This window comes from Monashia sp. NPDC004114 (assembly GCF_053603855.1).
Genome location: NZ_JBSGGK010000001.1, coordinates 397231 through 421313, shown reverse-complemented (window position 1 = coordinate 421313; position 24083 = coordinate 397231). Strand labels below are relative to the sequence as shown.

The window sequence follows — 24083 nt, the reverse complement described above, 5'->3', positions numbered from 1 at the left end:
CACTTTCATGATGCAAGTGGTTTGGCCTACTCTTCTTCCATGCTCGGCAAGACATACGACTCCCAGGTCTGCTCCCTCGCCCGCGCCCTCGAGCTCGTCGGGGAACGGTGGAGCCTGCTGATCCTGCGCGACGCGGTCTTCGCCGGCGTGACACGGTTCGGCGACTTCCAGCACAACCTCGGCATCGCGACCAACGTGCTCTCGACCCGGCTCGAGGCGTTCGTCGCCGCCGGGATCATGCAGTCCGACGAGGGGGAGTACGTGCTGACGGACAAGGGGCGCGACCTCGCCCCCGCCATGGTCGCGCTGACGCACTGGGGTGACCGGTGGGCGGCGCCCGGCGAGCCGCCGATCGTCTACCTGCACGACGACTGCGCCGGGCAGGTGCACGTGGAGGCCGTGTGTCAGACGCACGGAGCCGTGCCCGCAGCCGACATCGGTGTCCGTCCCGGCCCCGGGATGCCAGCCGAGTACCTCGCCGACCGCAGACCCCGACGCTCCTGATTGCGGCTCGCCGCGCGAGCATCAGGCGCTCGCCGAGCTGGGCTGCCTGCCTATAGGGGTACCGGCAGGGACTGCCTTGACGTCGCCCGGGTATCTAGCGTGGAGACCGTGAATCCCAAGGACGAGCTCCGCGACTTTCTCGTCACCCGCCGGGCGCGGCTGACCCCGGAGCAGGCCGGCCTGCCCGTGTACGGGTCGAACCGCCGCGTCACTGGCCTGCGTCGCGAGGAGGCGGCGCTGCTGGCCGGCATCAGCGTGGAGTACTTCACCAAGCTCGAGCGCGGCAACGTCGGCGCGGTGTCCGACAGTGTCCTGGACGGTGTCGCCCATGCCCTGCAGCTGGACGAGGCCGAGCGTGACCATCTCTACCGTCTGGTCCGGTCGGCCTCGACGCGCCGGCCGGCCCGTAGGGCGCCGTCGCGTCGGCGGGTCAGGCCCACCATCCAGCGGATGCTCGACCTGATGCCGACGCCGGCCTACCTGCGCAACGGCCGCTTCGACATCCTCGCCGCGAACGACCTCGGCCGGGCCCTCTACAGCCCGATCTTCGAGGAGTCGGACCACCCGAACACGGCCCGGTTCGTGTTCCTCAACCCGGACGCCGCGGAGTTCTTCACCCACTACGAGAGGGTTCAGGGCGACGCCGTCGCGTACCTGCGGGCCGAGGCCGGCCGCGACCCCTACGACAAGGAGCTGCAGGACCTCATCGGCGAGCTGTCCACTCGCAGCGAGAGATTCCGGCATCTGTGGGCGGCGCACGACGTCCGCTACCACCGCTCCGGCACCAAGAGCTTCCACCACCCGCTCGTCGGCGAGATCACCCTCGACTTCGAGGCGTTCACGCTGCCCGGCGACGAGGGCCAACGACTGAACGTCTACACGGCCGCACCGGACAGCCCGGCCGCGGACGCCATCGCCCTGCTCGCCAGCTGGACGACGACTCCCCGCGCACCGACCGCACCCGTGCGCGTCATCCCCGGAAGGACCCCCTGATGCAGACTCTGACGCTCAACAACGGCGTCCGTATGCCGGCCCTCGGCCTGGGCGTCTTCCAGACGCCTGCCGACGAGACCCGCGCCGCCGTCACGGCAGCGCTCGAGCTCGGCTACCGGCATATCGACACGGCCGCGGCATACGGCAACGAGCGCGAAGTCGGCGACGCGATCCGGAGCTCCGGCATCCCGCGGGACGAGATCTTCGTCGAGACCAAGGTCTGGATCAGCGACTACGGGCACGACGAGACCCTGCACGCCTTCGACAAGAGTGCCCGCAAGCTGGGCGTCGACCAGGTCGACCTGCTCATCCTCCACCAGGCGTTGCCGAGCAACTTCGACAAGACGCTCGCGGCCTATGGCGCGCTGGAGACGCTCCTCGCCGACGGCTCGGTCCGCGCCATCGGCGTCAGCAACTTCATGGTCGACCACATCCGCGCGCTGCTCGAGGTCGCGTCGGTCGTCCCGGCCGTCAACCAGCTCGAGATCCACCCCTACTTCCAGCAGCGAGAGGTCCAGGACGTGGATGTCGAGCACGGCATCCTCAACCAAGCGTGGTCACCCATCGGCGGCATCACCTTCTACCGCGACAGCGGCCACACCAGCGCGCTCGAAGACCCCGTCATCGGCAAGGTCGCGCAGGCCCACGGCAAGTCGCCCGCTCAGGTCATGCTTCGCTGGGGCCTCCAGCACGGCCGATCCGTCATCCCCAAGTCCACCAAGCCCGCGCGGATCGCCGAGAACATCGACGTCTTCGACTTCACGCTCACCGACGACGAGCTGGCCGCCATCGACGGCCTCGAAACCGGCAGGCGCGGTGGACCAGAGCCCGAGGACATCAGCCTGGCCAAGCACGGGCTGCCGATCCCCGAGCCCGACCTCCCGCCGGAAAGATGACCTCACGGCCCGAAGTGCTGGAGTCATCGCCATGGGCTCCCCTGCGGCAGCGTACTTTCGCGGCGCTCTGGGTCGGGGTGCTGGTCTCCGGGATGGGGACCTGGATGCAGACCGTGGGTGCGCAGTGGCTGCTGGTCGATGCCCCGGGCGCGGCGGCGGTGGTGGCGCTGGTGCAGGCGGCGAACACGCTGCCGGTGATGCTGCTGGCGATGCCGGCAGGGGTGCTCGCGGACTCGTTCGACAAGCGATGGCTGCTGTTCAGCGTTCAGGTGTACTTCCTGGTAGCGGGGCTCGCGCTGTTGGCGCTGACCCTCGTCGGGCGGATGCCGCCGTCGCTGCTGCTGGTGTTCACGTTCCTGCTCGGGGCCGGTGCGGCGGTGCAGCTGCCTGCCTGGCAGGCCAGCACCCCAGAGCTGGTTCCGCGTCCACAGATCCGGTCCGCGGCGCGGCTGGAGATGGTCGGCGTCAACGTGTCCCGGGCCGCCGGCCCGGCGCTCGCCGGCGTGGTGCTTGCGAGATTCGGCGTGCCGACGGTGTTCGCCTTGAATGCGCTGTCCGTGATCCCGCTCGCTGTCGCGCTGTTGTTCTGGCGCCGCGTCCCCACCGAGACCACCTCGACTCGGGAACGGTTCTGGCCGGCGCTGCGGGCCGGTGGCCGGTACGCGTGGCATGACCTGGCTGCACGCCGGATCCTGGTCCGGCTGTCCGTGTTCTTGTTGCCGGCGTCGGGACTGTGGGCGTTACTTCCGCTGATCGCATCGCGACAGCTGGGCGTCGGGCCGGGCGGGTACGGGGTGATGTTCGCGGCTCTGGGGATCGGGGCGATCGCGGGTGCGCTGGTGCTGGGCCGGGTTCGGCTGGTCCTGTCGACCAACGCCACGTTGACCGTGGCTGGAGTGCTGATGTCTGTGGCTCTGCTCGCGACCGTGAGGACGTCGAGCTTCGGCCTGACCCTGGTGATCCTGGTGGCTGCGGGCCTGTCCTGGACGACGACCATCTCGACGCTGGTGGGGGAGCTGCAGCTGTTCCTGCCGCGCTGGGTGATGGCGCGCGGGATGGCGATCTGGACGATGGTCTTCACCGGATGCCAAGCGGTCGGTGCGATGGTCTGGGGCGTCGTCGCCACGCGCGTCGGGCTGGTCGCGTCGTTCACGGTCTCGGCCGTGCTGGCCTTGCTGGCGGTGGGCATCGGCCTGATCCGGCGCGTGCCCGACGCGGGCGCCGACGACCTGGACCCGGTCGCCTACTGGGGCGAGGCCCGCGTGGCTCTGCCGCCGGACCCGGCGACCGGGCCGGTGCAGGTCGCGGGGAGCTACACGATCGCGCCCGAGCGGGAGCAGCAGTGGCTGGCCGCGATGCAGCAGCTGCGACGATCCCGGCTGCGCACGGGTGGGATCCGGTGGGAGCTGTCCCGCGACGCTGAGCACCGTGACCGGTTCGTGGAGCAGTTCTGGGTGGCGACCTGGGAGGAGCACCTGCGCCAGCACGAGGGCCGGCTCACCGGTGCCGACCAGGCCGTCGAGCAGGCCGCGCTCGGCTTCTCCGACCCGCCGGCGACAGCCATCCACCTGCTGCCCCCGTGACAGACGCACGGCAGCAAGGGCACTCTGACCGACCGACTGGGATAGACGACCCGAAGGAGTCTTGATGAAGCAACGAACCCTTGGCACAGGCCTGACCGTCTCCGAGATCGGTCTGGGCTGTATGAGCCTGACGGGCGCCTACGGCAACACCGGCGGCCCGTCTCGGCAGGACTCGATCGCGCTGATCCGGCATGCGGTGGACCTCGGCGTCACGTTTTTCGACACGGCCGAGGTCTACGGGCCGTTCACGAACGAGGACATCGTCGGAGAGGCACTCGCACCGGTGCGCGACGAGGTGAAGATCGCCACCAAGTTCGGGTTCGCGTTCAGCGAGAACGGCGTCGAGCCCGGCGGTCTCAGCAGTCGGCCGGACAGCATCCGCCTTGCCGTCGACAACTCGCTGGGACGGCTGCGTACCGACCACATCGACCTGTACTACCAGCACCGGGTCGACACCGAGGTCCCGATCGAGGACGTCGCCGGCACCGTCAAGGAGCTGGTCGAGGCAGGCAAGGTGCTGCACTTCGGGCTGTCTGAGGCGGCCGCCTCCACCGTGCGGCGTGCCCATGAGGTGTACCCGGTCACGGCGGTGCAGAGCGAGTACTCGATGTGGTGGCGCGACCGCGAGCACGACACGATTCCGGTCCTGGACGAGCTCGGCATCGGCCTGGTGCCCTACAGCCCGCTCGGCAAGGGTTTCCTGACCGGCACCATCGACGCGACCACGACGTTCGCCGAGAGCGACTTCCGGGGCAAGACACCGCGGTTCCAGGGTGAGGCGCTCCGGGCCAACCTCGCCCTGGTCGAGGTGCTGAACCGGATCGCGGCGGAGACCGGCGCCAGCCCCGCCCAGCTCGCGCTGACCTGGCTGCTTCACCAGCAGCCGTGGATCGTGCCCATCCCAGGCACCAAGCGCCTCTCTCGACTAGAGGAGAACACCGGTGCTTCGGGCGTGGAGCTGAGTGAGGCCCAGCTGAGCGAGCTACGTGCCGCTGCCGATCAGATCCAGATCGTCGGCGCACGCTACCCCGAGACGCAGGACGCCATGACCAACCGAGACGCGCCGCCGCCATCGCCCTAGGTGAGCGGCTCAGACCACCTCGACGGTGACACCGGCCGCCCGCAGGTCCGCCACGGCGGCGGGATCGGCGGACTCGTCGGTGACGAGGACGTCGATCCGGCTCGCCGGGCAGATCCGCGCGAACGCGCGGTCACCCAGCTTGGCACCTGTGGCGACGACCATCACTCGCTCGGCGCGCCGGACCATGAGCGAGTTGATGCCGGCCTCGCCCTCGTGCCGGCACGTGGCGCCGGCCTGGGCCGAGACGGCGTCGACGCCGATCACCGCGGTATCGAGCCACAGCTCGCCGAGAACCATCGACGCCAGCGGGCCGGTGAGCTCATAGGACTCCGGCCGTGCGACCCCACCGAGCGACACGCACCGCACGAACGGTCGCAGCACCATCTCGGTGGCGATGTTGAGGGCATTGGTCACGACCGTGATCGCGGGGTGCGTGGACGACTCTGCCAGGTCGGACCGCGCTGCCAGGCGGCGCGCGACCGCGCTCGTCGTCGTCCCGCCGTTGAGCCCGACGACCGTGCCCTCCATGAGGATGTCGGCGGCGTAGGTCGCGACGCGCTCCTTGGCGCTGTCGCTGCCGGCCTGCTTGTACCGAGCGGGGAGGTCGTAGGCGACAGCCGTCGCGACGATCCCGCCATGGGTGCGGGTGGCCAGCTGCTGTGCGGCCAGGTCGCCGAAGTCGCGGCGGACGGTGGCCTCGGAGGCGCCGAGCGACTCCGCGGCTTCGGCGACGCTGAGCCGTCCCCGCTCGGCGAGCAGCCCGAGCAGGGTGCTCCAGCGCGAGCCGCGGTCGGCGGCCCTGGACCGTCGTGCGGTCATGACCGCTCCCGGACGGAGACGAGGCCGCCGCGCCCGTGGTCGACGGCTGTGGTGATCGGAATCAAGCGCCTCTCCCCTCTATCCATCAATGGGTGTCGCGCAACGCGCTCGCGATGAGTCGTTGTGCCTGCTGGCGTGCCTGTCGCCACGACTTTGACTGATTGATTTCGATCGGGAGGGGTTCGAATCAGTCGAATCTAAGCACATTTGTGGCTGAATGTGAACGCGGCGCGCGCGTCGAAGCCCCGCCGCGTGGTCTCGGGGCATGACCGCATCGGCAGGCCTCGCGCGTGTCCGTCGCCGGGGCACACCAGCCGCCGAGTGGGAGACGGCCAGCCTCCGCACACGGCCGCGCTGGTCTACTTCAGCGTGCCCTGGGAGAGCGAGCCCTGGAGCTGTCGCTGGGAGAAGATGTACACCGCCAGGACGGGGACGATGGTGATGACCACGGCCGCGAAGAGCTGGCCGAAGTCCACGGCATACCCCGCCTGCGAAGCGAACCGCGCCATCCCCTGGGACAGCACGTAGTTGTCCTCGTTGGTGTTGAGCGCGATCGGGAGCAAGAACTGGTTCCACAGCCCGAGGAAGTTGAAGATGGCGATCGCCACGATCCCCGGCCGCGCCATCGGGACCATCACCTGCGCGAAGGTGCGCCACTCCCCGGCGCCGTCGAGCTCGGCCGCCTCGGCGATCTCCTGTGGGAGGGCCCGGAAGAACGGATAGAGGAAGAACACCGTGAACGGGAACGCGAACGCGACGTAGGTGGCCACGAGCCCTGGGAGCGTGTTCAGCAGCCCAGCGTTCTTCAGGACGAAGAACAGCGGCACGATCGCGAGGAAGATCGGGAAAGTCAGACCGGCCAGGATGAAGTAGTAGACGACGCCGCTGCCGGGGAACGGGTACCGGGCGAGGGAGTATGCCGCCGCGGAGCCCAGGACCATGACGATGACCAGTGCCGAGGTCACGACGATGACCGAGTTGAGCATGTACCGGCCGATGTGCGAGTCGGTCCAGGCGCCGATGTAGTTGTCGAAGCTCCAGTGCTGGGGCAGCGCGAGCGGTGACTTGAAGATCTCGCCGGTGGTCTTCCACGACGACAGGAACACCCACACCAAGGGCAGGATCACGATGATCGACCACATCGTGAGGACGATGTGCGACACGGCGGTGACGGCTCGTTCGCCCTTCGGGGCCGGGCTGGGCACCTGCTCCTTCGGCGCCTTGGCGGTCGCGGCGGTGCGGGGCGGGTTGGCGACGCCCATCAGCTGTCCTTCCCCTTGGTCAGGCGGTTGACGAGGAAGACGACGGCGGCGAAGAGCAGCGTCAGGACCGCGAGGACCACACCCATGGCGCTGGCGAGGCCGAACTGCCCCTTCTTGAACGCCGTGTTGAACAGGTCCTGAGTCATCGTCAGGGTGGAGTTCTGCGGGCCACCGCTGGCGTTGAGGGCGGCCATGTAGACGAACGCGTCGAGCGCGAGGATTCCGAGATAGATGTATGCCGTCTGGATCGTCTCGCGCACCATCGGCAGGGTGACCATCATGGTCATCCGGATCCGGCCGGCGCCGTCGACCCGGGCCGCGTCGTAGAGCTCGGCCGGGATGCCCTTGATGGCCGCGATGAACAGGACCATGTAGAACCCGACGAAGCCCCAGATGATGACGAACATCGACACCGGCATCGCGGTGCTGACCTCACCCAGCCAGGCGAACGACGTGAACTGGCTCAGGCCGAGACTCGTGAGGAGCCCGTTGACCAGCCCGCTGGACGGGTCGAACATCTGCGACCAGATCAGGCCGATGACGATCGCCGGGATCGTGTACGGGAAGAAGGACACGATCCGGTAGAACGAGGAGTGGCCGAGGCCCCGGACTGCGCCGGTGCTCGACCCGCCCACGGTCACGAGCGTCGCCAACGCCAGCGCTAGGGCGATGCACACGAACGGTACGACGATCGCCAGCAGCAGGTTGTTGCGGACGGCCTGCAGGAAGGTGTCGTCGTTGAGCAGGGCCGTGTAGTTGGAGAGGCCGACGAAGTCGAACGTGTCGGAGAACCCGCTCCAGTTGGTGAGCGAGTAGATGAACGCCTGCGCGAACGGCCAGAGGACGAACACCGCATAGAACAGGAACGGGAGGCCGAGGGTCAGCAGGACGAAGGCCCGGCGCGACGCCGGCATACGTCGGCGACGCCGTTTTGACACTGTCGGTGTGCCGGTCTGTGGAATGACTGCGGTCATGGGCGCTGTCCCCTTTGCTGCTGCGGGTCGGCTGGTGCCACTAGCACGGCTGCCGGCCCACCCGGCACCGGCAGGTGGTGGACAAGAGTGTGCCCGGCCCGGCTGTGTGGCACCGGGCCGGGCACCGGGTCACTTGACCTCGACCTTCTTGACCGAGGAGTCGTTTGCGACCTTGTCGGTGATCTTCTGCAGCTGGCTGGTGAGCCCCGCGGCGTCGATCTGCCCTGAGAGGAACGCGTTCCACGGGACCAGCTGGTCCTGGTTCATGCCGTAGACGTCGACGAAGTTCCACGTGAACACGTCGGTGCCGGCGTCCGCGAGCATCTTGCCCTGGGACTGCAGTGCCGTGGAGCCGAACCCGTCGGCCGGGACCGTGTCCTTGACGATCGTCGGGGCGAGCTTGGTCTTGGCGAAGTTGGTGGCCGACTCCTTGGACAGCATCGCCCGCAGGAGCTCCTTGCCACCGGCGACGTTCTTGGCCTTGCTCGGGACGACGAACGGCTCGCCGGCCGCCGAGTGCAGAGCCGTGTAGGGCATCTTCGATCCCGACGTGAGCGTCAGCTCGGGCGCGCCGGTCATCTTGAAGCCGTCCTTGGTCTGCTTCTTCATCTCGTTCTCGATCCACGAGCCCGAGGGGTAGAGCAGGGCGGCCTGGTCGTTGCTCCACTGGGCCTGCGCGGCGGTGAACTGGGTGCCGGCGCCGCCGGGCTTCATGTAGCCGTTCTTGACGATCGTCTCGAGGGCCTTGAACACGCCCTGGACGGCCGGCAGGCTCCAGGCGTTCGGCTTGAGGTTCTCCAGTGCGAGCCGCACCTCGTCGCCGCCCTCCTTGATGGCCGAGGCGATGGCGAGCGTCTGGTAGTAGGTCGCGGCCTCCTTGCCCCAGAGCATGAGGTACTTGCCCTTGGCCTTGGCCTTGGCGCCGAGGGCGATCGCCTCGTCCCACGTCTTGGGGACGGTCCAGCCGTTCTCCTCGAAGAGGGCGGCGGAGTACCAGATGGCGTAGACGGTCTGGACGTAGTTGATGGCAGCGAGCTTGCCGTTGATGGTGCCGGGCGCCTCGACGCCCGGGTACAGGGTGTCCTTGATGGTCGTGCCCTCGAGGTTCTTGGCCTCGAACACGTCCTTGAGGTCCTCGAGCTGGTCGACGATGGTGTTGAGGCCGATCGCGTTCGCGCCAGAGTTGTCGATGAGGTCCGGCGGGTTGCCACCGACGAACCGCGGCTGGAGCTCCTGCGCGATCTGTGTCGAGGGCTTCACCGTCACCTTGCTGCCGGCCTGCGCCTTCTCGAGCACCCCCGCCGCGAAGGTGACGTAGTCGAAGCCGTAGCCACCGTTGAAGATGACCGCCTCGACCGTGCTGTTGGCGGCCATGCCGAACGGGTTCTTGTCGCTCTTTGCGGCGCCCGCGGCGCTCGTGTTCGTCGACGAGCCGCCGCTACTGGTCGCGCATCCTGCGAGGGACAGTGCGGGCAACACCACTCCGCCCGCCAACGCCACCCGCAGGATCGTGCGCCGATCAACCTGGCTGTTCCGAGGATCCATCCGCTCCCTACTTCCTGGGTCGCGCGAGGCCCGGTGCCCCGCCCGTGCTTGGCGACACGCTGGGTGCCGTGATCACCACATGGTGGAGTCAGTGATTGATTGTGTCAAGGATCTTGACCAAAGCAATCAGTAACAATCAGACTCCATTCGTGACCGCGCCCCGATCCGCCACCTACGCGCATCGCAGGTCCCTGGTCGTGACGGGCTCGCTTCCCGGCCCGGCGAGCCCGCTGCCGGCTCTCACGCCGGTGCGCGGGCCGATCACCACGCAGGTGAGCGACGAGGCCCCACCGGACATGATGGAGCGTGTCCGACGCGGGCGCATCTCGTCGCCGCTGCCGTACGGCGTCCGAAGCGACTACGACCGCGCGGACCACGAGGTGGAGATCCAGGCCATCGAGCTCGGCAACGGCCGCATTCGCGCTCTGGTGCTGCCCTCGCTCGGGGGGCGGGTCTGGTCCCTGGTCGACGAGGCGACTGGTCGCGAGCTGGTCCACCAGAACCCACGGCTGCGCTGGGCGAACTTCGGCCTCACCGACGCATGGTTCGCCGGCGGCATCGAGTGGAACCTCGGCTCGACCGGCCACAGCACCACCTCCAACCTGCCCATGCACGCTGCCATCCTGGACACACCTCTCGGCCCGGTGGTCCGCCTCTGGGAATGGGAGCGGACCCGCGACCTCGTCCTGCAGGTCGACCTGTGGCTCAGCGACTCCCGCCTGATGGCATCCACCCGCGTGCTCAACCCGGACCCCGAACCCAAGCCTCTCTACTACTGGACCAACATCGCCGTGCCGGAGACGCCGGGGACCCGGGTCCTCGTGCCCGCCGAGAGCGCCTGGCGCACGGACTACGCGGGCGTGCTCGAGCGGGTGAACGTGCCGTTCCCCGACGGCTCGGTCGACGTCAGCGTGCCCAGCGCCAGCCGGTATGCCGCCGACTACTTCTACGAGGTCGGTGACCAGGAGGGCCGGCTGGTCACCGCCGTGGAACCCGACGGTCGTGGGCTCGCCCAGACGTCCACAGCGGCCCTTCGCGGTCGAAAGCTGTTCCTGTGGGGGCACGGACCCGGCGGCCAGCACTGGCAGGACTGGCTTGGCATCAAGGGGACCCGCTACCTCGAGATCCAGGCGGGCATCTGCCCGACCCAGCTCGAGCACGACCTGCTCGACGGGTACGCCAGCAGGACGTGGACGGAGGCGTTCGCGCCGCTGGAGCTCGACGCCTCCGTGGTGGCGGCGGACTACGGCGCCGCAGCACGGGCCGCACGTGATGCCGTCCATGCGGTCACGCCGCCCAGCTGGCTCGCGATGCAGCACGACCGGTGGCTGAACGGCGTGGCCGACCTCGCCCCCGGCGAGGCAGTCCACACCGGCTCGGGCTGGGGGCGGGCCGAGCTGGCACTTCGTGGCGCACCACAGCTGCCGGGCACGCCGTTCCCGGAGGTCGGGGACGAGAGCCTGCCCCTGCTCCGGCTCGTCGAGTCGGACGACCTCACGGCCCTTGACCACATCGACCCGACGCGACCGACCCTGCCCCTGGTCTCCGACCGCTGGGTGCCGCGGTTGTCGGAGGCCGGAGAACGAAAGGCTGGCTGGTGGGCCCAGTACGCGCTCGGCACCGCACGCCATCTGCGGGGTGACCTGGACGGCGCCCACACGGCATACCGTCGTAGTGCCGAGCTGCAGCCCACCGCGGTGTCACTGCGCGGTCAGGCGCTGCTCGCCGGCGACGCGACGGCGCGAGACGCGCTGTACCAGCGCGCATGCTCCCTCGCTCCGGACGACCGCCGTCTCGCGGTCGAGCGTCTCGTGGCCCTGCGGGACGCGGGGCGCCCGGGCGAGGTCGTGGCCGCGGTGGCCGCCCTGCCGGAGGCGGTACGCGACCACGGGCGCACTCGGATGCTTCTGGCCGAGGCGCTGGCCGCACTCGGGCAGGACGCAGCGGCGCTCGAGATCCTGGATGCGCTCGAGGTGCCGGACCTCGCCGAGGGCGACCGGACCCTGTCCGAGGTGTGGCAGCGGCTGCGCCCCGGGGACCCCGTGCCGCGGCACCTGGACTTCCGGATGTCGCCCGGGGCCCACCCCTGAACAGAGTCTGACGTAGCGCAACGATAGGAGAGACGAATGTGGGCGAAGGCTCCCGATGACGTCGCGGCGTTCGCCGCGCAGGTTGGTACGCGACTGGACACCCTCACCCGGCTGGCCTCCGAGGGTGGGCTGGACCCCGCCATCACCATCCTTGCCGAGTGCATCGAGCGGGGCGGAGTGATCCATGCATTCGGTACCGGCCACTCCGAGGCGTTTGCGATGGAGATCGCAGGTCGGGCCGGCGGACTCATCCCCACGAACAAGGTCGCCCTACGCGACTCCGTCCTTTACGGGCAGCACACGCTCGCGGAGCTGGACGGCCGCCCCCCGCTGGAACGGGATCCTCAGATCGCAGACGATCTGTTCGCCACGGTGAACCGCCACCCCGAGGACGTCTTCGTGATCGCGTCCAACTCCGGTGTCAACGGCTCGGTCGTCGGCCTGGCCCTGCTGGCGCGCCAGGCTGGTCACCGCGTCATCGCGGTGACCAGCCTGGAGCACACTGCGCGGGTGTCGCCGAAGCACCCCAGTGGGAAGCGACTGGCCGATGTCGCTGACGTCGTCATCGACAACCTCGCGCCCTACGGCGACGCCACTCTCGTCACAGATCTCGATGCCCCCGTCGGGGCTGTCTCGTCGATCACCGCCGCCTACATCGCGCAGCTCCTGACCATCGGCGTCGCCAAGACGCTTGCGCAGTCGGGAGGACAGGCGCCGCTCTATCTGTCGGCCAACATCCCCGGCGGCGACGAGCACAACACCGTGCTCGAAGGACGCTACGAGGGCCGGATCCGTCGTACCGCCTGAGCTGGAGAATGGCTGAGTGAGGGAAACCGGAGTGCTGCTGGCCATCGACGCGGGCGGCTCGCACACCCGTGCGGTGGTGGTGTCCGCCGATGCCGAGTGCCTGGGTTACGGCGCCTCCACGAGCGGCAACGCCACGGCGGTCGGCGCCGAACGTGCCCTGGCAGCGCTGGCCGAGGCCGCCTCGGCTGCACTGGCCTCGGCGTCGCTCGGACCGGACGACGTGCGCGGACTGGTGCTGGCGGCCGCGGGCGAGGAGCACCTGCTCCAGCAGCGTGCCGTGGCACAGGCGCTCGGAGTGCCGGGGGCCGAGTTCACGAGAGCATCCGACATCCTCGCGATGTACCACTCCTCAGCCGTCGAGCCAGCGGGTGTCGCACTCGTCGCAGGCACGGGGGCCATCGCTGCCCGCTTCCAGGACCTGGTCACCGAGCGCATCGTCGACGGGACCGGGTGGCTGCTCGGCGACAACGGATCAGGCTTCTGGATCGGTCGCAAGGTTGCGCGCGCGGTCGCCGCCGACCTCGACCGGGCCGGCGAACCGACGGAGCTGACGCGTCTGGTGATCGAAGAGCTCGGCCTGGGCCCGGCGGAGGGAGACCGGTCGGCGCTGCTTCGGGCCCTGGTCAGCTGGTCCTACAACGGCCAACCGGTTCGGCTCGCCCGGCTGGCGCCGCTGGCGTTCCGTGCCGAGGCCAGCGATGCGACCGCGGCGGCGATCACGGCGGAGGCGGAGGAAGCCCTGGCCAGGACACTGCGCCTGGTTCGTGACGGACACGACGAGCTGCCGGTGGTCCTCGGTGGAAGCGTCGTCGTCAAGGGGCTTCTCGACCCCGGCCGATCGTCGGGCGGTGCGCTGACGAGGGAGCTCGAGGGCGCCGACGTCCGCACCGCCCACGACGGCGTGGCTGGTGCGGCGATCGTCGGCTTGCTACGCGGCCGAGCCGTCGTCGACAGCGACACCCTGGCTCGCCTCACACGGTCCATCGACCAGTTGAGGGGTCGATCCTGAGACGAGCCCGGGGTCGCCGACCGCCAGAGCGCGCGCGACATCGCGCCTGATCAGCAGGGCAGTCCTACGAGATCCAGCCGCGGCAGTACCTGGTAGGTGAGTCGCCCAGAACTGCGACACTCGCTCGACCGCGGCTGGATTCTGTAGCGCGGCCACGTCCGAGGATCACCCCCCGTCGAGTGGGCGCTCCGTCACATCAGCCCCACGGTATGCCGCCGGCTTGCTAGCGGCTGATCGGCGCTGCGACGTCGATCTGACCGAGCTTGGCCGGGTTGCGGACGGCATAGATGCGGCTGATGAGGCCGTCCTCGACGACGAAGCTGATCGCCGTGTCGTAGCCGTCGTCGGTGCCGACTACCCGGGCCCCGACCGTGCCGTTGAGCATGATCGGCAGGATCTGTGCACCCGGGACGAGCCGCGTGAACGGCCGCAGCAGGTTGGCGACCTTCTTGGCGCCGGCCACGGGGTTGACGAGCGCCTGGGCGACTCCACCGCCGTCGGCAACCAGCACGACATCGGGTGCCAAGACGTCCAGCAGCCCCTGCAGGTCGCCGTGAGCGACGGCCGCTAGGAACCGCTCGACCACCTCCTGTTGCTCACCGCGACTGACCTCCATGCGAGGCCGCCGCTCCGCGACGTGCTCGCGCGCCCGGTGGCCGATCTGCCGAACGGCGGCCGCGGACTTGCCGACAGCTTCTGCGATCTCGCCGTACGGCGTGTCGAACACCTCGCGCAGCACGAAGACCGCGCGCTCGCTGGGTGTCAGCGTCTCGAGCACGGTGAGCATGGCCATCGACACGCTGTCGGCCAGCACGACATCGTCGGCCAGGTCCGGGGCGGTGAGCAGCGGCTCCGGCAACCACTCGCCGACGTAGTCCTCGCGCCGTCGGGCGTTCGAGCGCAACCGGTCCAGGGCCTTGCGGGTGACCATCCGAACGAGATACGCGCGCGGGTTGTCCACTGCGGCGCGCGCCCGCTCACCGATGGCGTCCCACCGCAACCACGTGTCCTGCACAACGTCCTCGGCGTCGGCCGCGGACCCGAGCATCTCGTACGAGACAGTGAAGAGCAGCCCTCGGTTGGCGATGAACGGGTCGTCGGTCACGGTCACTGTCACGACACTACGGCTGTGGGCTGGGCGAGCGGCTTCAGGCCGCAGGCTGCCGCGAAGCCGTCGGCCTCGATGCCGAGGGCGACGTTGCCTCGCGTCGTGAGGTTCGCGAACGCGATGGTCGCCGTGAGCTCGACGAGCGCGGCCTCACCAAGGCGGGCGCGAAGCGATGCGACCATCTCGTCCGTCACCGTCGGCTCGGTGACAGTCATCGCCTCGGCGTAGGCCAGCACCTCGCGCTCGAGCGGCGAGAAGACATCCGCCTCGCGCCAGCGCGGGATCTCGCGGGCCTTGTCCATGTCGAGGTGCTTGTTGTGGGCCTCGAAATAGTTGAAGTCCAAGCACCAGCTGCAGCCGACCTGGGCCGCGACGGCCATGTGCGCGAACGACTTGAGCTGCTCGTCGCAGGCGTCCCACTTCTGGACCTTGCCGCCGACGGACGTCATGCTCATCAGCACCTTCTGGTTGTGCCAGTAGACACCGAGCGAGCTCGGCACCTGGCCCAGAGCCTTCCTCGCGAACCGCTTGATCAGGGCACCCTTGAAGCCGGTGATGTCGGCGGGAGGAATGCGGGTCGTTCCAGTCATGTCGTCCTCCTGTGTAGTCGGTATGACATCCAGACGCCGGCCGGCCGCTCGTTGTGACACACCCTGGGGCCGGGCGCTCACTCGACCGGTGGGTGGCCGCGGGGTATGCCGCCGGACTCAGTCCGGGAGGAGGTCCCAGAGTCTTCCAAGGTCCTCTCCATACCGTGCCCAGGTGGAGCGGCCGATGACGAGCGGGATTGACTCGCGCGTGCGCCTGCTGGCCACGGACGCGATACCGGTCCATGAGGTGTCGGCGAGATGAGCACATTCCATCCGACGACCGCCCTCGACAAGGTCTTCGAGGGCGGCATCCTCATCAAGGGCGCTACGGGCGTGCTCGAGTTCCTCGCCGGGCTGCTCCTGCTCTTCGTGAGCCCGGCGCAGATGCACCAGTTCGTCGTCCTGCTGACCCAGCGCGAGCTGCTCGAGGACCCGAACGACCGGGTCGCGAACCTCCTGCTCAACGCCACCTCGCACTTCTCTTCCGGAGGTCAGGCGTTCGCCATCGCCTACCTGTGGATTCACGCCACCATCAAGCTCATTGCGGTGATCGGCATCCTCAAGAACCAGCTGTGGGCGTACCCGTTCTCACTCATCACCCTGGGGCTCCTGATGGTGTACCAGGTCTACTCGATCGTCTTCGTCAAGCCGTCGGTCGGGATGATTCTCCTGACGGTGTTCGACGTGTTCATCCTTTGGCTGATCTGGCGCGAGTACCAAAAGGTCAGGGACGGGTCTCAGACGAGGGCGCCCATCACCGCCGGCGAGGGGTGAGGTTCAACCCGGTCAGCGGCACCGGGGTTCTCCGAGGTGTCAGTCGCGGCGCGCCGACGCCGATGCAGGACCGCTAGATCCAGCGCCTGCGCTTGAAGACGGAGTAGAGAACGAGGCTGACACCGAGCATGAGCAGGATCGCGAGCCCATAGCCGTACTGCCAGTGCAGCTCCGGCATGTTGTCGAAGTTCATCCCATAGACGGTGCCGACCAGGGTCGGTGCGAACAGGATCGCGGCCCATGCGGAGATCTTCTTGACTTCCTCGTTCTGGGCGTTGCTCGTCTCGCTGAGGATCTTCATCTCCTCGTTCTGCTTTTGCGCCACCAACGTCGCGTTGACTGTGAGGATGTCGCGCAGCAGCTGGCGGAAGCCGTCGATCTGCTCGATGACCTGGGTCAGGTGGTCATCGACGTCACGCAGATACCGGCGCAGCTCCTCGTCGGTTCCGTACTTCTCGAAGCCGGCGGCCAGGGCCTGGACGACGGCGGCCAGCGGTCGCGTCGCGCGCTCGAACTCGATGACCTCTCGCGTCAGCTCATACGTGCGCCGGGACACCGCGGGGTCACCGCGGAACACCTCGACCTCGATCTCGTCGATGTCGTTCTCGAGCCCGGCAACCACGGGAAGGTACCCGTCGACGACGCGGTCGAGGATGGCGTAGAGGATCGCCTCCGGGCCAAGGCTGAGCAGGTCCGGGTTGCTCTCGAGCCGGCGACGCACCGCGGCCAGGTCGGGCGACTCGCTGTGCCGCACGGTGATCACGTAGTCGGGACCGACGAACAGGTGCAGCTCACCGAAGTCGACCTCCTCGATCTCGTCGCGGTACCGGGCCGCGCGCAGGACCACGAAGAGCGTCTCGCCATATCGCTCGAGCTTGGGCCGCTGATGGGCCACGATCGCGTCCTCGACCGCAAGATCGTGCAGGTCGAACTCCTTTGCCACGGCAGCGAGCTCGTCGTTGCTCGGACGGTACAGGCCGATCCACGCCACCGCTCCGTCGGTGGAGCGAAGCTCGCGGAACGACCGCGCCAACGAGCCTGGGGATGACACCCGCTCGCCGTCGACATAGATCGCGCTGTCAACCAGGCTCGAGGGCGCGGGTGTGGCAGTCGCCGCCGCGGAGCTCTCAGGTGATGGGACGGCGGCAAGGGTGGCGCGGCGCGCGACGCGCGTGGTCAGGCGGCGTCGGATCGATGGCAGCGAACGCTCGGACATGGCAGGACCTCGGATCGGTGAACGGGCACGGTGACACCGGCCCCTTCGAGCGACCGGTCAGCAGATGCCAGCGCGACGACTGGCAGGGCCGGTATGCACGGCAACCACCTCCAGTCGACAAGGTCCCCGCCCGATGCGGAGCACCGACATGCTACCCCGGCGGATCGTGCTCCCGGTGCGAATCGGACCCATCGCCGTGAACGTCGCGCGTGGAGGTCATGGCGCTCCGGATGCGGCGTGGCCCGATCCTCCAGGGCCCGCGCCTCCGACCGACGACGTGTCGTCAAGTTCGCGTCAAGAACCGTCAACCCCATGTCAAGGGTCAAGAACGGTCCCCCGCGCCGCAGGTAGGAACGACCCGTGGTCATCAACATCCTCCTTGGCATCGTGGCGCTGGCCGTGCTCGCATACCTCGTCCACGTCCTGCTGCATGCGGATCGCTTCTGATGAGCGACACCGTCAGCGGGCTGCTCACCATCGCTGTCCTCGTCGCGGCTCTCGCGATCGTCCACGTGCCGCTCGGCAACTGGATGGCGAAAGTCTTCAGCGACGAGAAGCACTGGCGCATCGAGCGTTACGTCTACCGGCTTGTGCGGGTGGATCCCGGATCGCAGCAGCGATGGACGACGTATGCCGTCGCCGTCGTCGCCTTCTCGGTCGTCGGGGTCGTGCTGCTCTTCCTCATGATCGTGCTCCAGGGCGTGCTGCCGTTCGCGCGGGGTACCGCGATGAACCTCGACACCGCGCTCAACACGGCCGTCAGCTTCGTGACGAACACCAACTGGCAGTCGTATGCCGGTGAGGCCGGGACGTCGGCGTTCGTGCAGACCGTAGGCCTGACCGTCCAGAACTTCGTCTCGCCGGCCGTCGGGCTTGCCGTCGCGATCGCCCTCGTCCGCGGCCTGGTGGGATCGAGCGGCTCGGAGCTCGGCAACTTCTGGGTCGACCTCGTCCGGGCGCTGCTCCGCGTCATCCTGCCGATCGCCGTCATCGGTGCGGTGGTGCTGCTGCTCGGCGGAGTGATCCAGAACCTCAGCGAGCCATCGACCGTCTCGACGCTCTCCGGCGGGCACCAGGTGATCCAGGGCGGCCTCGTGGCCTCGCAGGAGTCGATCAAGGAGCTCGGGACGAACGGCGGGGGCTACTTCAACGCCAACTCGGCCCATCCCTTCGAGAACCCCAACGCCTTCACCAACATCGTCGAGATCTTCCTGCTGCTCGTCATCCCGTTCTCCCTGCCCCGCACCTACGGCGTCCTGGTCGGCGACAAGCGTCAGGGGTGGGCCGTTCTCGGCTTCATGGCGACCTTGTGGGGGCTCATGCTGGCCGTGGTGACGTGGGCTGAGGTCCACGCTGCGTCCGGCTCGCTCGGTGGCCTGGAGGGCAAGGAGCTGCGGTTCGGTGTCTGGCCGTCCGCGCTCTGGGCCGCCAGCACGACGAGCACCTCTACCGGAGCGGTCAACTCGATGCACGAGAGCTTCTCGGCGCTCGGCGGGGGAGGCGCGATGTTCAACATGATGCTCGGCGAGCTGTCGCCCGGCGGCGTCGGAACGGGCCTCTACAGCGCTCTGCTTGTCGCCATCCTGTCGGTCTTCATCGCCGGGCTCATGGTCGGCCGCACGCCCGAGCTGCTCGGCAAGCAGATCGGCCGGAGCGAGATCACGCTGACTGCCCTGGCCCTGCTCGTCATGCCGACCCTGGTCCTCGCCTTCACCGGCATCGGCATGGTGGCCCCGCTCGTGTCGTCGCAGATGCTCGCGACGGGTCCGCACGGCCTCACCGAGGTGATGTACGCCTACACCTCCGCGGCCAACAACAACGGCAGCGCCTTCGCCGGCTTCTCAGCCGACACCCCATACACCAACCTCACCCTGGCCCTGTGCATGTTCCTCGGTCGGTTCGTTCCCATCGTCCTCGTGCTCGCGCTCGCCGGCGCCCTTGTGGCGCAACGCCGCCGACCGGTCACCGCAGGCACGCTCCCCACCCACACCTCGACCTTTGTCGGCATGTACGTCGGGGTGGCCGTCATCGTCGGCGGTCTCACCTTCTTCCCGGCGCTGGCCCTCGGTCCCCTCGCGGAGGCACTCTCATGACCCGGTCGTCCACGACTTCCAACACGACCACCCCACCGCGGGTCCCCGCCGCGTCCGAGCGCGCGGCGACCGCCCTCGCCCCCCACCACCACAAGCGGGGTGAAGAGCTGATCCGGCCAGGCCGCGCGAGCACGTCGTACACCCAGCTCGCGCGACAGCTGGTCACGACCTTCCCCCAGGCGGTCGTCAAGCTCGACCCGAGACACGTGTGGCACAGCCCCGTCATGTTCGTCGTGTGGATCGGCTCGGTCGTCACCACCGTGCAGGCGGTCGTCGACCCGTCGTGGTTCGCCTGGGCCGTGACGGTCTGGCTCTGGGCCACGGTCCTGTTCGCGAACATGGCCGAAGCGGTCGCCGAGGGTCGCGGCAAGGCCCAGGCCGCGACGCTGCGGGCGACCAGGAAGACCACCACCGCGCAGCGCCGGACGTCCGACGGCTCGCTCGAGACGGTTGCCGCCTCCGACCTGAGGATCGGCGACATCGTGGTGGTCCGCCCCAACGAGATCATCCCCGGCGACGGCGACGTCATCGAAGGCATGGGCACGGTCGACGAGTCGGCCATCACCGGCGAGTCGGCGCCGGTGATCCGCGAGTCGGGCGGTGACCGCAGCGCCGTCACGGGCGGGACGACCGTCCTGTCCGACGGGATCACCGTGCGGATATCGACCAAGCCCGGCGAGACCTTCATCGACCGGATGATCGCCCTGGTCGAAGGGGCCTCCAGGCAGAAGACCCCGAACGAGATCGCGCTGACCATCCTGCTCACGGTGCTGACGATCATCTTCCTGCTCGCCGTCATGGCGATGCAGCCGATGGCCATCTACTCCGGGCAAGCACAGTCGGCCGTCGTCCTCGTGGCGCTGCTGGTCTGCCTCATCCCCACGACGATCGGCGCACTCCTGTCCGCCATCGGCATCGCCGGCATGGACCGCCTGGTCCAGCACAACGTCCTCGCCATGTCGGGACGCGCCGTCGAGGCCGCCGGCGACGTGTCGACGCTGCTGCTCGACAAGACCGGCACGATCACCTACGGCAACCGCCGCGCCACCGAGCTGCTCGCCGCACCGGGCCTGGGCAACGACGAGATCATCCGTGCGGCATACGTCTCCTCACTCGCGGACGAGACGCCCGAAGGGCGCTCGATCGTCGCGCTGGCCGGCTCTGGCATCGACACTCCGACTCGGGACTCCTTGGACCGGCTCCCAAGGGACGGCGCGACGTTCGTCGAGTTCAGTGCCACGACGCGGATGTCCGGCGTCGACCTGCCCGACGGCACGGCATACCGTAAGGGTGCGGCGGACGCGGTCGACCGCTGGGTCACCAGCCAAGGCGGTGAGATGCCGGGCGGCATTCGCGCCGAGGTCGACGGCATCGCGTCCTCGGGTGGCACCCCGCTCGTCGTGGCGGTTCAGGAATCCGGCGGCCCGCCGCGCGCCCTCGGGGTCGTCCACCTCAAGGACGTGGTCAAGCCCGGCATGAAGGAGCGGTTCGCGCAGCTTCGGGCTATGGGCATCAAGACCGTCATGGTCACCGGCGACAACCCGCTCACGGCCGCGTCCCTCGCCGCAGAGGCCGGCGTCGACGACTTTCTTGCAGAGGCGACTCCGGAAGACAAGATGGCACTGATCAAGTGCGAGCAGCACGGGGGTCGGCTCATCGCCATGACGGGTGACGGCACGAACGACGCGCCGGCCCTGGCGCAGAGCGACGTGGGCGTAGCGATGAACACGGGCACGATGGCAGCCAAGGAAGCAGCCAACATGGTCGACCTCGACTCCGACCCGACGAAGCTCATCGACATCGTCTCGATCGGCAAGCAGCTGCTCATCACCCGCGGGGCGCTGACGACGTTCTCGATCGCGAACGACATCGCCAAGTACTTCGCCATCATCCCGGCGATGTTCGTGCTCATCTTCCCTGGGCTCGACGCGCTGAACATCATGGGACTCGCGTCTCCGAAGTCGGCCATCCTCTCTGCGGTCATCTTCAACGCACTCATCATCATCGCGTTGATTCCCTTGTCGCTGAAGGGGGTTCGCTACCGCGCAGTCGGCAGCACCGCCCTCCTTCGACGCAACATCCTCATCTACGGTCTGGGCGGCATCGTGGCCCCGTTCATCGGGATCAAGCTGATCGACCTCGTCGTGAGCCACCTCCCGCTCTGAACAACGGAATGATGTGATCCCTGTGTCCAGCACCGTGAACTCGTTCGTCAGGCAGTCCTGGGCGAGCCTGCGCGCGATGATCGTCCTGACCGTCCTGCTCGGGCTGCTGTACCCCGCCGTGGTGTGGGGGGTCGGGCAGGTCGTCGCGCGGGACCAGGCCGCCGGCTCGCTCGTGAGCGTCAACGGCCACGTCGTCGGCTCCTCGCTGATCGGCCAGCAGTGGAACGGCGACCAGTGGTTCTGGGGCCGCCCGTCCGCGAGCGACTACTCAGGTGACACGAGCGGCGGCTCGAACCTGTCCGGCAGCGCGCTCGCCGACGAGGTCGCCAAGCGAGCATCGGCCTCCGGCCTCGACCAGGCCATCGCTCCCGCGGATGCGCTGACCGCTTCAGCCAGCGGCCTCGACCCGCACATCTCACCCGCGTATGCCGCCGCGCAGGTCGCGCGAGTCGCCGCCGCGCGCGGCCTGCCGGAGGACCGGGTCGCAGCGCTCGTGGCCGAGCACACTCAGGCACGTTCGGCCGGCTTCCTCGGCCAGCCGAGAGTGAACGTGCTCGAGCTCAACCTCGCGCTCGCCCGCCTCTCAGGCTCCGCTGGCTGACCAGCGCGGAACCTGGCTCGAGATGGTACGGCACGCTCGTCACGACGACCCCGGGGACGGTGAGCAGCCGCAGCTTGAGGCGAAGCGCGCTCTGGTTGTGCAGAATCCCCTCCCACCATCGGTCGACCACGTACTCGGGGATGAAGACGACCACGAGATCGCGAGGGTTGTCGGTGCGGAGCCGCAGCACCTGCTCGACGATGGGCGTGGTGATGTCTCGATAGGGGGAGTCGAGGATCGTGAGTGGTACGGGCAGGTCAGCCTCGACCCAGCTGTGCTCGAGCGCACGGGTGTCGTCGGCGTCCACGGCCACAGTCAGGGCCGTGAGCGTCGAGGGCCGGGTCGCACGGGCGTACGCGACGGCACGCAGGGCCGGTTCGTTGACGCTCGAGACCAGGACGAGGGCGTGGACCCGGCTGGGCAGCAGCCGGGCGCTCCGGTGGGGCTGAAGCTCTCGCGACACCGTCGCGTAGTGCCGGCTGACCCCGCGCATGAGCAGACACATGAGGGGCACGGCGATGACGACCAGATAGGCGCCGCCGGTGAACTTGGTGACGAGCACGATGAGGAGCACGAGGCCGGTGAGGGTGGCGCCGAAGGCGTTGATGAGGCGAGACCCGCTCATCCGGCGCCGGACACCCGGCGCGATGACGACCTTGAGCTCGCGGTTCCAGTGCCGGACCATTCCAGCCTGGCTGAGGGTGAACGAGGTGAAGACGCCGAGGATGTAGAGGTGCAGCAGCTGGGTCACGTTCGCCTGGTAGGCCACGATGAGCAGGCCCGCGACGAGGGCCAGAGCGAGTATGCCGTTGCTGTAGGCGAGCCGATCCCCGCGGGTGCGTAGCTGGGTCGGCATGAGCCGGTGCCGGGCGAGCAGCGATGTCAGCATCGGGAAGCCGTTGTAGGCGGTGTTCGCCGCGAGGACGAGCACGAGAGCGGTGGCGGCCTGGACGACATAGAACATGACGCTGCCCGCACCGAAGACGGCAGTCGCGAGCTGCGCGATGACTGTCGGCTGTGGGTCCGTCTGGCAGTTGCCGGGGAAGCCCACGAGGTTGCACGTGTCCTCGGCGACGCGGACGTGCGTGATGATGGCGAGGACGGTGATGCCGGAGAACATCGTCACGGCAAGGGCGCCCATGGCGAAGAGAGTGCGGGCCGCGTTGCGGGACTTCGGTGGGCGGAACGCGGGCACGCCGTTGCTGATCGCCTCGACCCCGGTGAGTGCGGTGCAGCCGGACGAGAACGCCTTGAGGGCGAGGAAGAGGATCGCCACCTCGGTGAGTCCCGACTGCACTGGGCGCACCGAGTAGCCGGCGCTCTCGGCGACGGGGGCGGCGCCGAGCAGGGTGCGCATCAGGCCGACTCCGATGACGGCCAGGATCGATGCCACGAACACGTAGGTCGGCACGGCGAACGCCCGACCGGACTCGCGTGTGCCGCGCAGGTTCATGAGGGTCAGGGCGATGACCACCGAGACGGCGATGGTGACGCGGTAGGCGTTGAGCCCCGGGAAGGCCGAGATGACGTTGTCGACGCCGGCGGCCACGGACACCGCGACCGTCATGACGTAGTCGACCATCAGCGCCGCGGCAACCACTGTCGCGGCCGTGGGACCGAGGTTGTCTCGCACCACCTCGTAGGAGCCGCCCCCGCCGGGGTAGGCCCTGACGACCTGCTGGTACGAGATCACGACGACGACAAGGAGAATGACGACCGCGGCCCCGATCCACGGCGTGAGGTAGAGGTAGGCGAGACCTCCCAGCGTGAGGACCTTGAGGATCGCCTCGGTGGCGTATGCGACAGACGAGAGCGGGTCGGACGCGAAGATCGGCAGGGCGATCCGCTTGGGCAGCAGGGTCTCGTCGAGCCTCTCGTTGCGCATGGGCCGCCCGACGAGGATCCGTTTGGCGGTGTTGAGCTGGGTCAGCACCCTTCCGACGCTAGGACGGCCGCCGCATACGTTCTGCAAG

21 protein-coding genes are annotated in these 24083 nt (G+C 68.7%); 13 read left to right on the top strand and 8 right to left on the bottom strand.

The genetic code is table 11. From position 1 onward, the window contains the following. Positions 1–39 precede the first annotated feature (39 nt). The 5 genes from ACWEOW_RS01820 to ACWEOW_RS01800 all read left to right on the top strand — a co-directional run bounded on the left by ACWEOW_RS01820 (position 40) and on the right by ACWEOW_RS01800 (position 5057). Complete coding sequence (locus ACWEOW_RS01820) at positions 40–504, top strand: winged helix-turn-helix transcriptional regulator (protein WP_452267432.1); 465 nt, start codon at positions 40–42, stop codon at positions 502–504. Positions 505–612: 108 nt separating this feature from the next. Further along, on the top strand, positions 613–1497 hold the full coding sequence (locus ACWEOW_RS01815; protein ID WP_452267431.1) for a helix-turn-helix transcriptional regulator: 885 nt from the start codon (positions 613–615) through the stop codon (positions 1495–1497). After that, a complete protein-coding gene (locus ACWEOW_RS01810; RefSeq protein WP_452267430.1) occupies positions 1497–2393 on the top strand; it encodes an aldo/keto reductase in 897 nt (298 codons plus the stop codon). The genes ACWEOW_RS01815 and ACWEOW_RS01810 overlap by 1 nt, the downstream gene beginning before the upstream one ends. Continuing rightward, positions 2390–3976, top strand: a complete 1587-nt coding sequence (locus ACWEOW_RS01805; RefSeq protein ID WP_452267429.1) for an MFS transporter — start codon at positions 2390–2392, stop codon at positions 3974–3976. Before ACWEOW_RS01810 ends, ACWEOW_RS01805 begins: the two co-directional genes overlap by 4 nt. Positions 3977–4040: 64 nt before the next feature. Further along, positions 4041–5057: an aldo/keto reductase gene (locus ACWEOW_RS01800; RefSeq protein ID WP_452267428.1), complete on the top strand. Its 1017-nt coding sequence runs from the start codon at positions 4041–4043 to the stop codon at positions 5055–5057. 9 nt (positions 5058–5066) lie between these two features. On the opposite strand, the gene ACWEOW_RS01795 is transcribed toward ACWEOW_RS01800, so the two are convergent. From ACWEOW_RS01795 to ngcE, 4 genes are all read right to left on the bottom strand, one after another. After that, positions 5067–5876 carry a DeoR/GlpR family DNA-binding transcription regulator gene (locus ACWEOW_RS01795; RefSeq protein ID WP_452267427.1) on the bottom strand — a complete coding sequence of 270 codons (810 nt, stop codon included), beginning with the start codon at positions 5874–5876 and terminating at the stop codon, positions 5067–5069. Positions 5877–6235: 359 nt separating this feature from the next. Then, entirely contained in the window at positions 6236–7138 is a 903-nt protein-coding gene (locus ACWEOW_RS01790) for a carbohydrate ABC transporter permease (protein ID WP_452267426.1), read from the bottom strand. Beyond that, positions 7138–8112 (bottom strand): carbohydrate ABC transporter permease, encoded by a 975-nt coding sequence (locus ACWEOW_RS01785; protein ID WP_452267425.1) that lies wholly within the window; start codon positions 8110–8112, stop codon positions 7138–7140. The genes ACWEOW_RS01790 and ACWEOW_RS01785 overlap by 1 nt, the downstream gene beginning before the upstream one ends. A 129-nt stretch (positions 8113–8241) precedes the next feature. Next, positions 8242–9657, bottom strand: a complete 1416-nt coding sequence (ngcE, locus tag ACWEOW_RS01780) for an N-acetylglucosamine/diacetylchitobiose ABC transporter substrate-binding protein (protein WP_452267424.1) — start codon at positions 9655–9657, stop codon at positions 8242–8244. Positions 9658–9806: 149 nt separating this feature from the next. Between ngcE and ACWEOW_RS01775 the strand changes: the two genes are divergently transcribed. From ACWEOW_RS01775 to ACWEOW_RS01765, 3 genes are read left to right on the top strand one after another with little or no spacing between them, the layout of a single operon-like run. Next, on the top strand, positions 9807–11747 hold the full coding sequence (locus ACWEOW_RS01775) for a DUF5107 domain-containing protein (protein WP_452267423.1): 1941 nt from the start codon (positions 9807–9809) through the stop codon (positions 11745–11747). A gap of 36 nt (positions 11748–11783) precedes the next feature. Beyond that, complete coding sequence (locus ACWEOW_RS01770; protein WP_452267422.1) at positions 11784–12554, top strand: sugar isomerase domain-containing protein; 771 nt, start codon at positions 11784–11786, stop codon at positions 12552–12554. Positions 12555–12570: 16 nt separating this feature from the next. After that, positions 12571–13563: a BadF/BadG/BcrA/BcrD ATPase family protein gene (locus ACWEOW_RS01765; RefSeq protein WP_452267421.1), complete on the top strand. Its 993-nt coding sequence runs from the start codon at positions 12571–12573 to the stop codon at positions 13561–13563. A 223-nt stretch (positions 13564–13786) separates the two neighbouring features. On the opposite strand, the gene ACWEOW_RS01760 is transcribed toward ACWEOW_RS01765, so the two are convergent. Then, a complete protein-coding gene (locus tag ACWEOW_RS01760) occupies positions 13787–14674 on the bottom strand; it encodes an RNA polymerase sigma-70 factor (protein WP_452267420.1) in 888 nt (295 codons plus the stop codon). Between the two features lie 2 nt (positions 14675–14676). Next, entirely contained in the window at positions 14677–15261 is a 585-nt protein-coding gene (locus tag ACWEOW_RS01755) for a carboxymuconolactone decarboxylase family protein (RefSeq protein WP_452267419.1), read from the bottom strand. A gap of 258 nt (positions 15262–15519) precedes the next feature. On the opposite strand from ACWEOW_RS01755, the gene ACWEOW_RS01750 reads away from it, so the two are divergent. Further along, positions 15520–16035, top strand: coding sequence for a DUF2127 domain-containing protein (locus tag ACWEOW_RS01750; RefSeq protein ID WP_452267418.1), 516 nt, complete (start codon positions 15520–15522; stop codon positions 16033–16035). Between the two features lie 73 nt (positions 16036–16108). Here ACWEOW_RS01750 and corA read toward each other — a convergent pair whose 3' ends face one another. After that, the gene (gene corA, locus ACWEOW_RS01745) at positions 16109–17251 is read right to left on the bottom strand and encodes a magnesium/cobalt transporter CorA (protein WP_452267417.1); all 1143 of its coding nucleotides are present in this window, start codon (positions 17249–17251) and stop codon (positions 16109–16111) included. A 360-nt stretch (positions 17252–17611) separates the two neighbouring features. On the opposite strand from corA, the gene ACWEOW_RS01740 reads away from it, so the two are divergent. From ACWEOW_RS01740 to kdpC, 4 genes are all read left to right on the top strand, one after another. Continuing rightward, positions 17612–17698, top strand: a complete 87-nt coding sequence (locus ACWEOW_RS01740) for a potassium-transporting ATPase subunit F (protein ID WP_452267606.1) — start codon at positions 17612–17614, stop codon at positions 17696–17698. Next, on the top strand, positions 17698–19344 hold the full coding sequence (gene kdpA, locus ACWEOW_RS01735; protein WP_452267416.1) for a potassium-transporting ATPase subunit KdpA: 1647 nt from the start codon (positions 17698–17700) through the stop codon (positions 19342–19344). The genes ACWEOW_RS01740 and kdpA overlap by 1 nt, the downstream gene beginning before the upstream one ends. After that, a complete protein-coding gene (gene kdpB, locus ACWEOW_RS01730; protein ID WP_452267415.1) occupies positions 19341–21509 on the top strand; it encodes a potassium-transporting ATPase subunit KdpB in 2169 nt (722 codons plus the stop codon). Before kdpA ends, kdpB begins: the two co-directional genes overlap by 4 nt. 76 nt (positions 21510–21585) lie before the next feature. Continuing rightward, a complete protein-coding gene (kdpC, locus tag ACWEOW_RS01725; RefSeq protein ID WP_452267605.1) occupies positions 21586–22110 on the top strand; it encodes a potassium-transporting ATPase subunit KdpC in 525 nt (174 codons plus the stop codon). Here the strand turns inward: kdpC and ACWEOW_RS01720 are convergent. Continuing rightward, the gene (locus tag ACWEOW_RS01720) at positions 22070–24043 is read right to left on the bottom strand and encodes an APC family permease (RefSeq protein WP_452267414.1); all 1974 of its coding nucleotides are present in this window, start codon (positions 24041–24043) and stop codon (positions 22070–22072) included. The two genes, kdpC and ACWEOW_RS01720, sit on opposite strands and share 41 nt — an antisense overlap. Positions 24044–24083: the final 40 nt, after the last annotated feature.

What these genes read in the sequence shown, in the direction of transcription:
- ACWEOW_RS01820 (WP_452267432.1), top strand. Translation starts at nt 40, where the DNA reads ATGCTCGGCAAGACATACGACTCCCAGGTCTGCTCCCTCGCCCGCGCC.
- ACWEOW_RS01810 (WP_452267430.1), top strand. Translation starts at nt 1,497, where the DNA reads ATGCAGACTCTGACGCTCAACAACGGCGTCCGTATGCCGGCCCTCGGC.
- ACWEOW_RS01805 (WP_452267429.1), top strand. Translation starts at nt 2,390, where the DNA reads ATGACCTCACGGCCCGAAGTGCTGGAGTCATCGCCATGGGCTCCCCTG.
- ACWEOW_RS01800 (WP_452267428.1), top strand. Translation starts at nt 4,041, where the DNA reads ATGAAGCAACGAACCCTTGGCACAGGCCTGACCGTCTCCGAGATCGGT.
- ACWEOW_RS01795 (WP_452267427.1), bottom strand. Translation starts at nt 5,876, where the DNA reads ATGACCGCACGACGGTCCAGGGCCGCCGACCGCGGCTCGCGCTGGAGC.
- ACWEOW_RS01790 (WP_452267426.1), bottom strand. Translation starts at nt 7,138, where the DNA reads ATGGGCGTCGCCAACCCGCCCCGCACCGCCGCGACCGCCAAGGCGCCG.
- ACWEOW_RS01785 (WP_452267425.1), bottom strand. Translation starts at nt 8,112, where the DNA reads ATGACCGCAGTCATTCCACAGACCGGCACACCGACAGTGTCAAAACGG.
- ngcE (WP_452267424.1), bottom strand. Translation starts at nt 9,657, where the DNA reads ATGGATCCTCGGAACAGCCAGGTTGATCGGCGCACGATCCTGCGGGTG.
- ACWEOW_RS01770 (WP_452267422.1), top strand. Translation starts at nt 11,784, where the DNA reads ATGTGGGCGAAGGCTCCCGATGACGTCGCGGCGTTCGCCGCGCAGGTT.
- ACWEOW_RS01755 (WP_452267419.1), bottom strand. Translation starts at nt 15,261, where the DNA reads ATGACTGGAACGACCCGCATTCCTCCCGCCGACATCACCGGCTTCAAG.
- ACWEOW_RS01750 (WP_452267418.1), top strand. Translation starts at nt 15,520, where the DNA reads ATGAGCACATTCCATCCGACGACCGCCCTCGACAAGGTCTTCGAGGGC.
- corA (WP_452267417.1), bottom strand. Translation starts at nt 17,251, where the DNA reads ATGTCCGAGCGTTCGCTGCCATCGATCCGACGCCGCCTGACCACGCGC.
- kdpA (WP_452267416.1), top strand. Translation starts at nt 17,698, where the DNA reads ATGAGCGACACCGTCAGCGGGCTGCTCACCATCGCTGTCCTCGTCGCG.
- kdpB (WP_452267415.1), top strand. Translation starts at nt 19,341, where the DNA reads ATGACCCGGTCGTCCACGACTTCCAACACGACCACCCCACCGCGGGTC.
- kdpC (WP_452267605.1), top strand. Translation starts at nt 21,586, where the DNA reads ATGATCGTCCTGACCGTCCTGCTCGGGCTGCTGTACCCCGCCGTGGTG.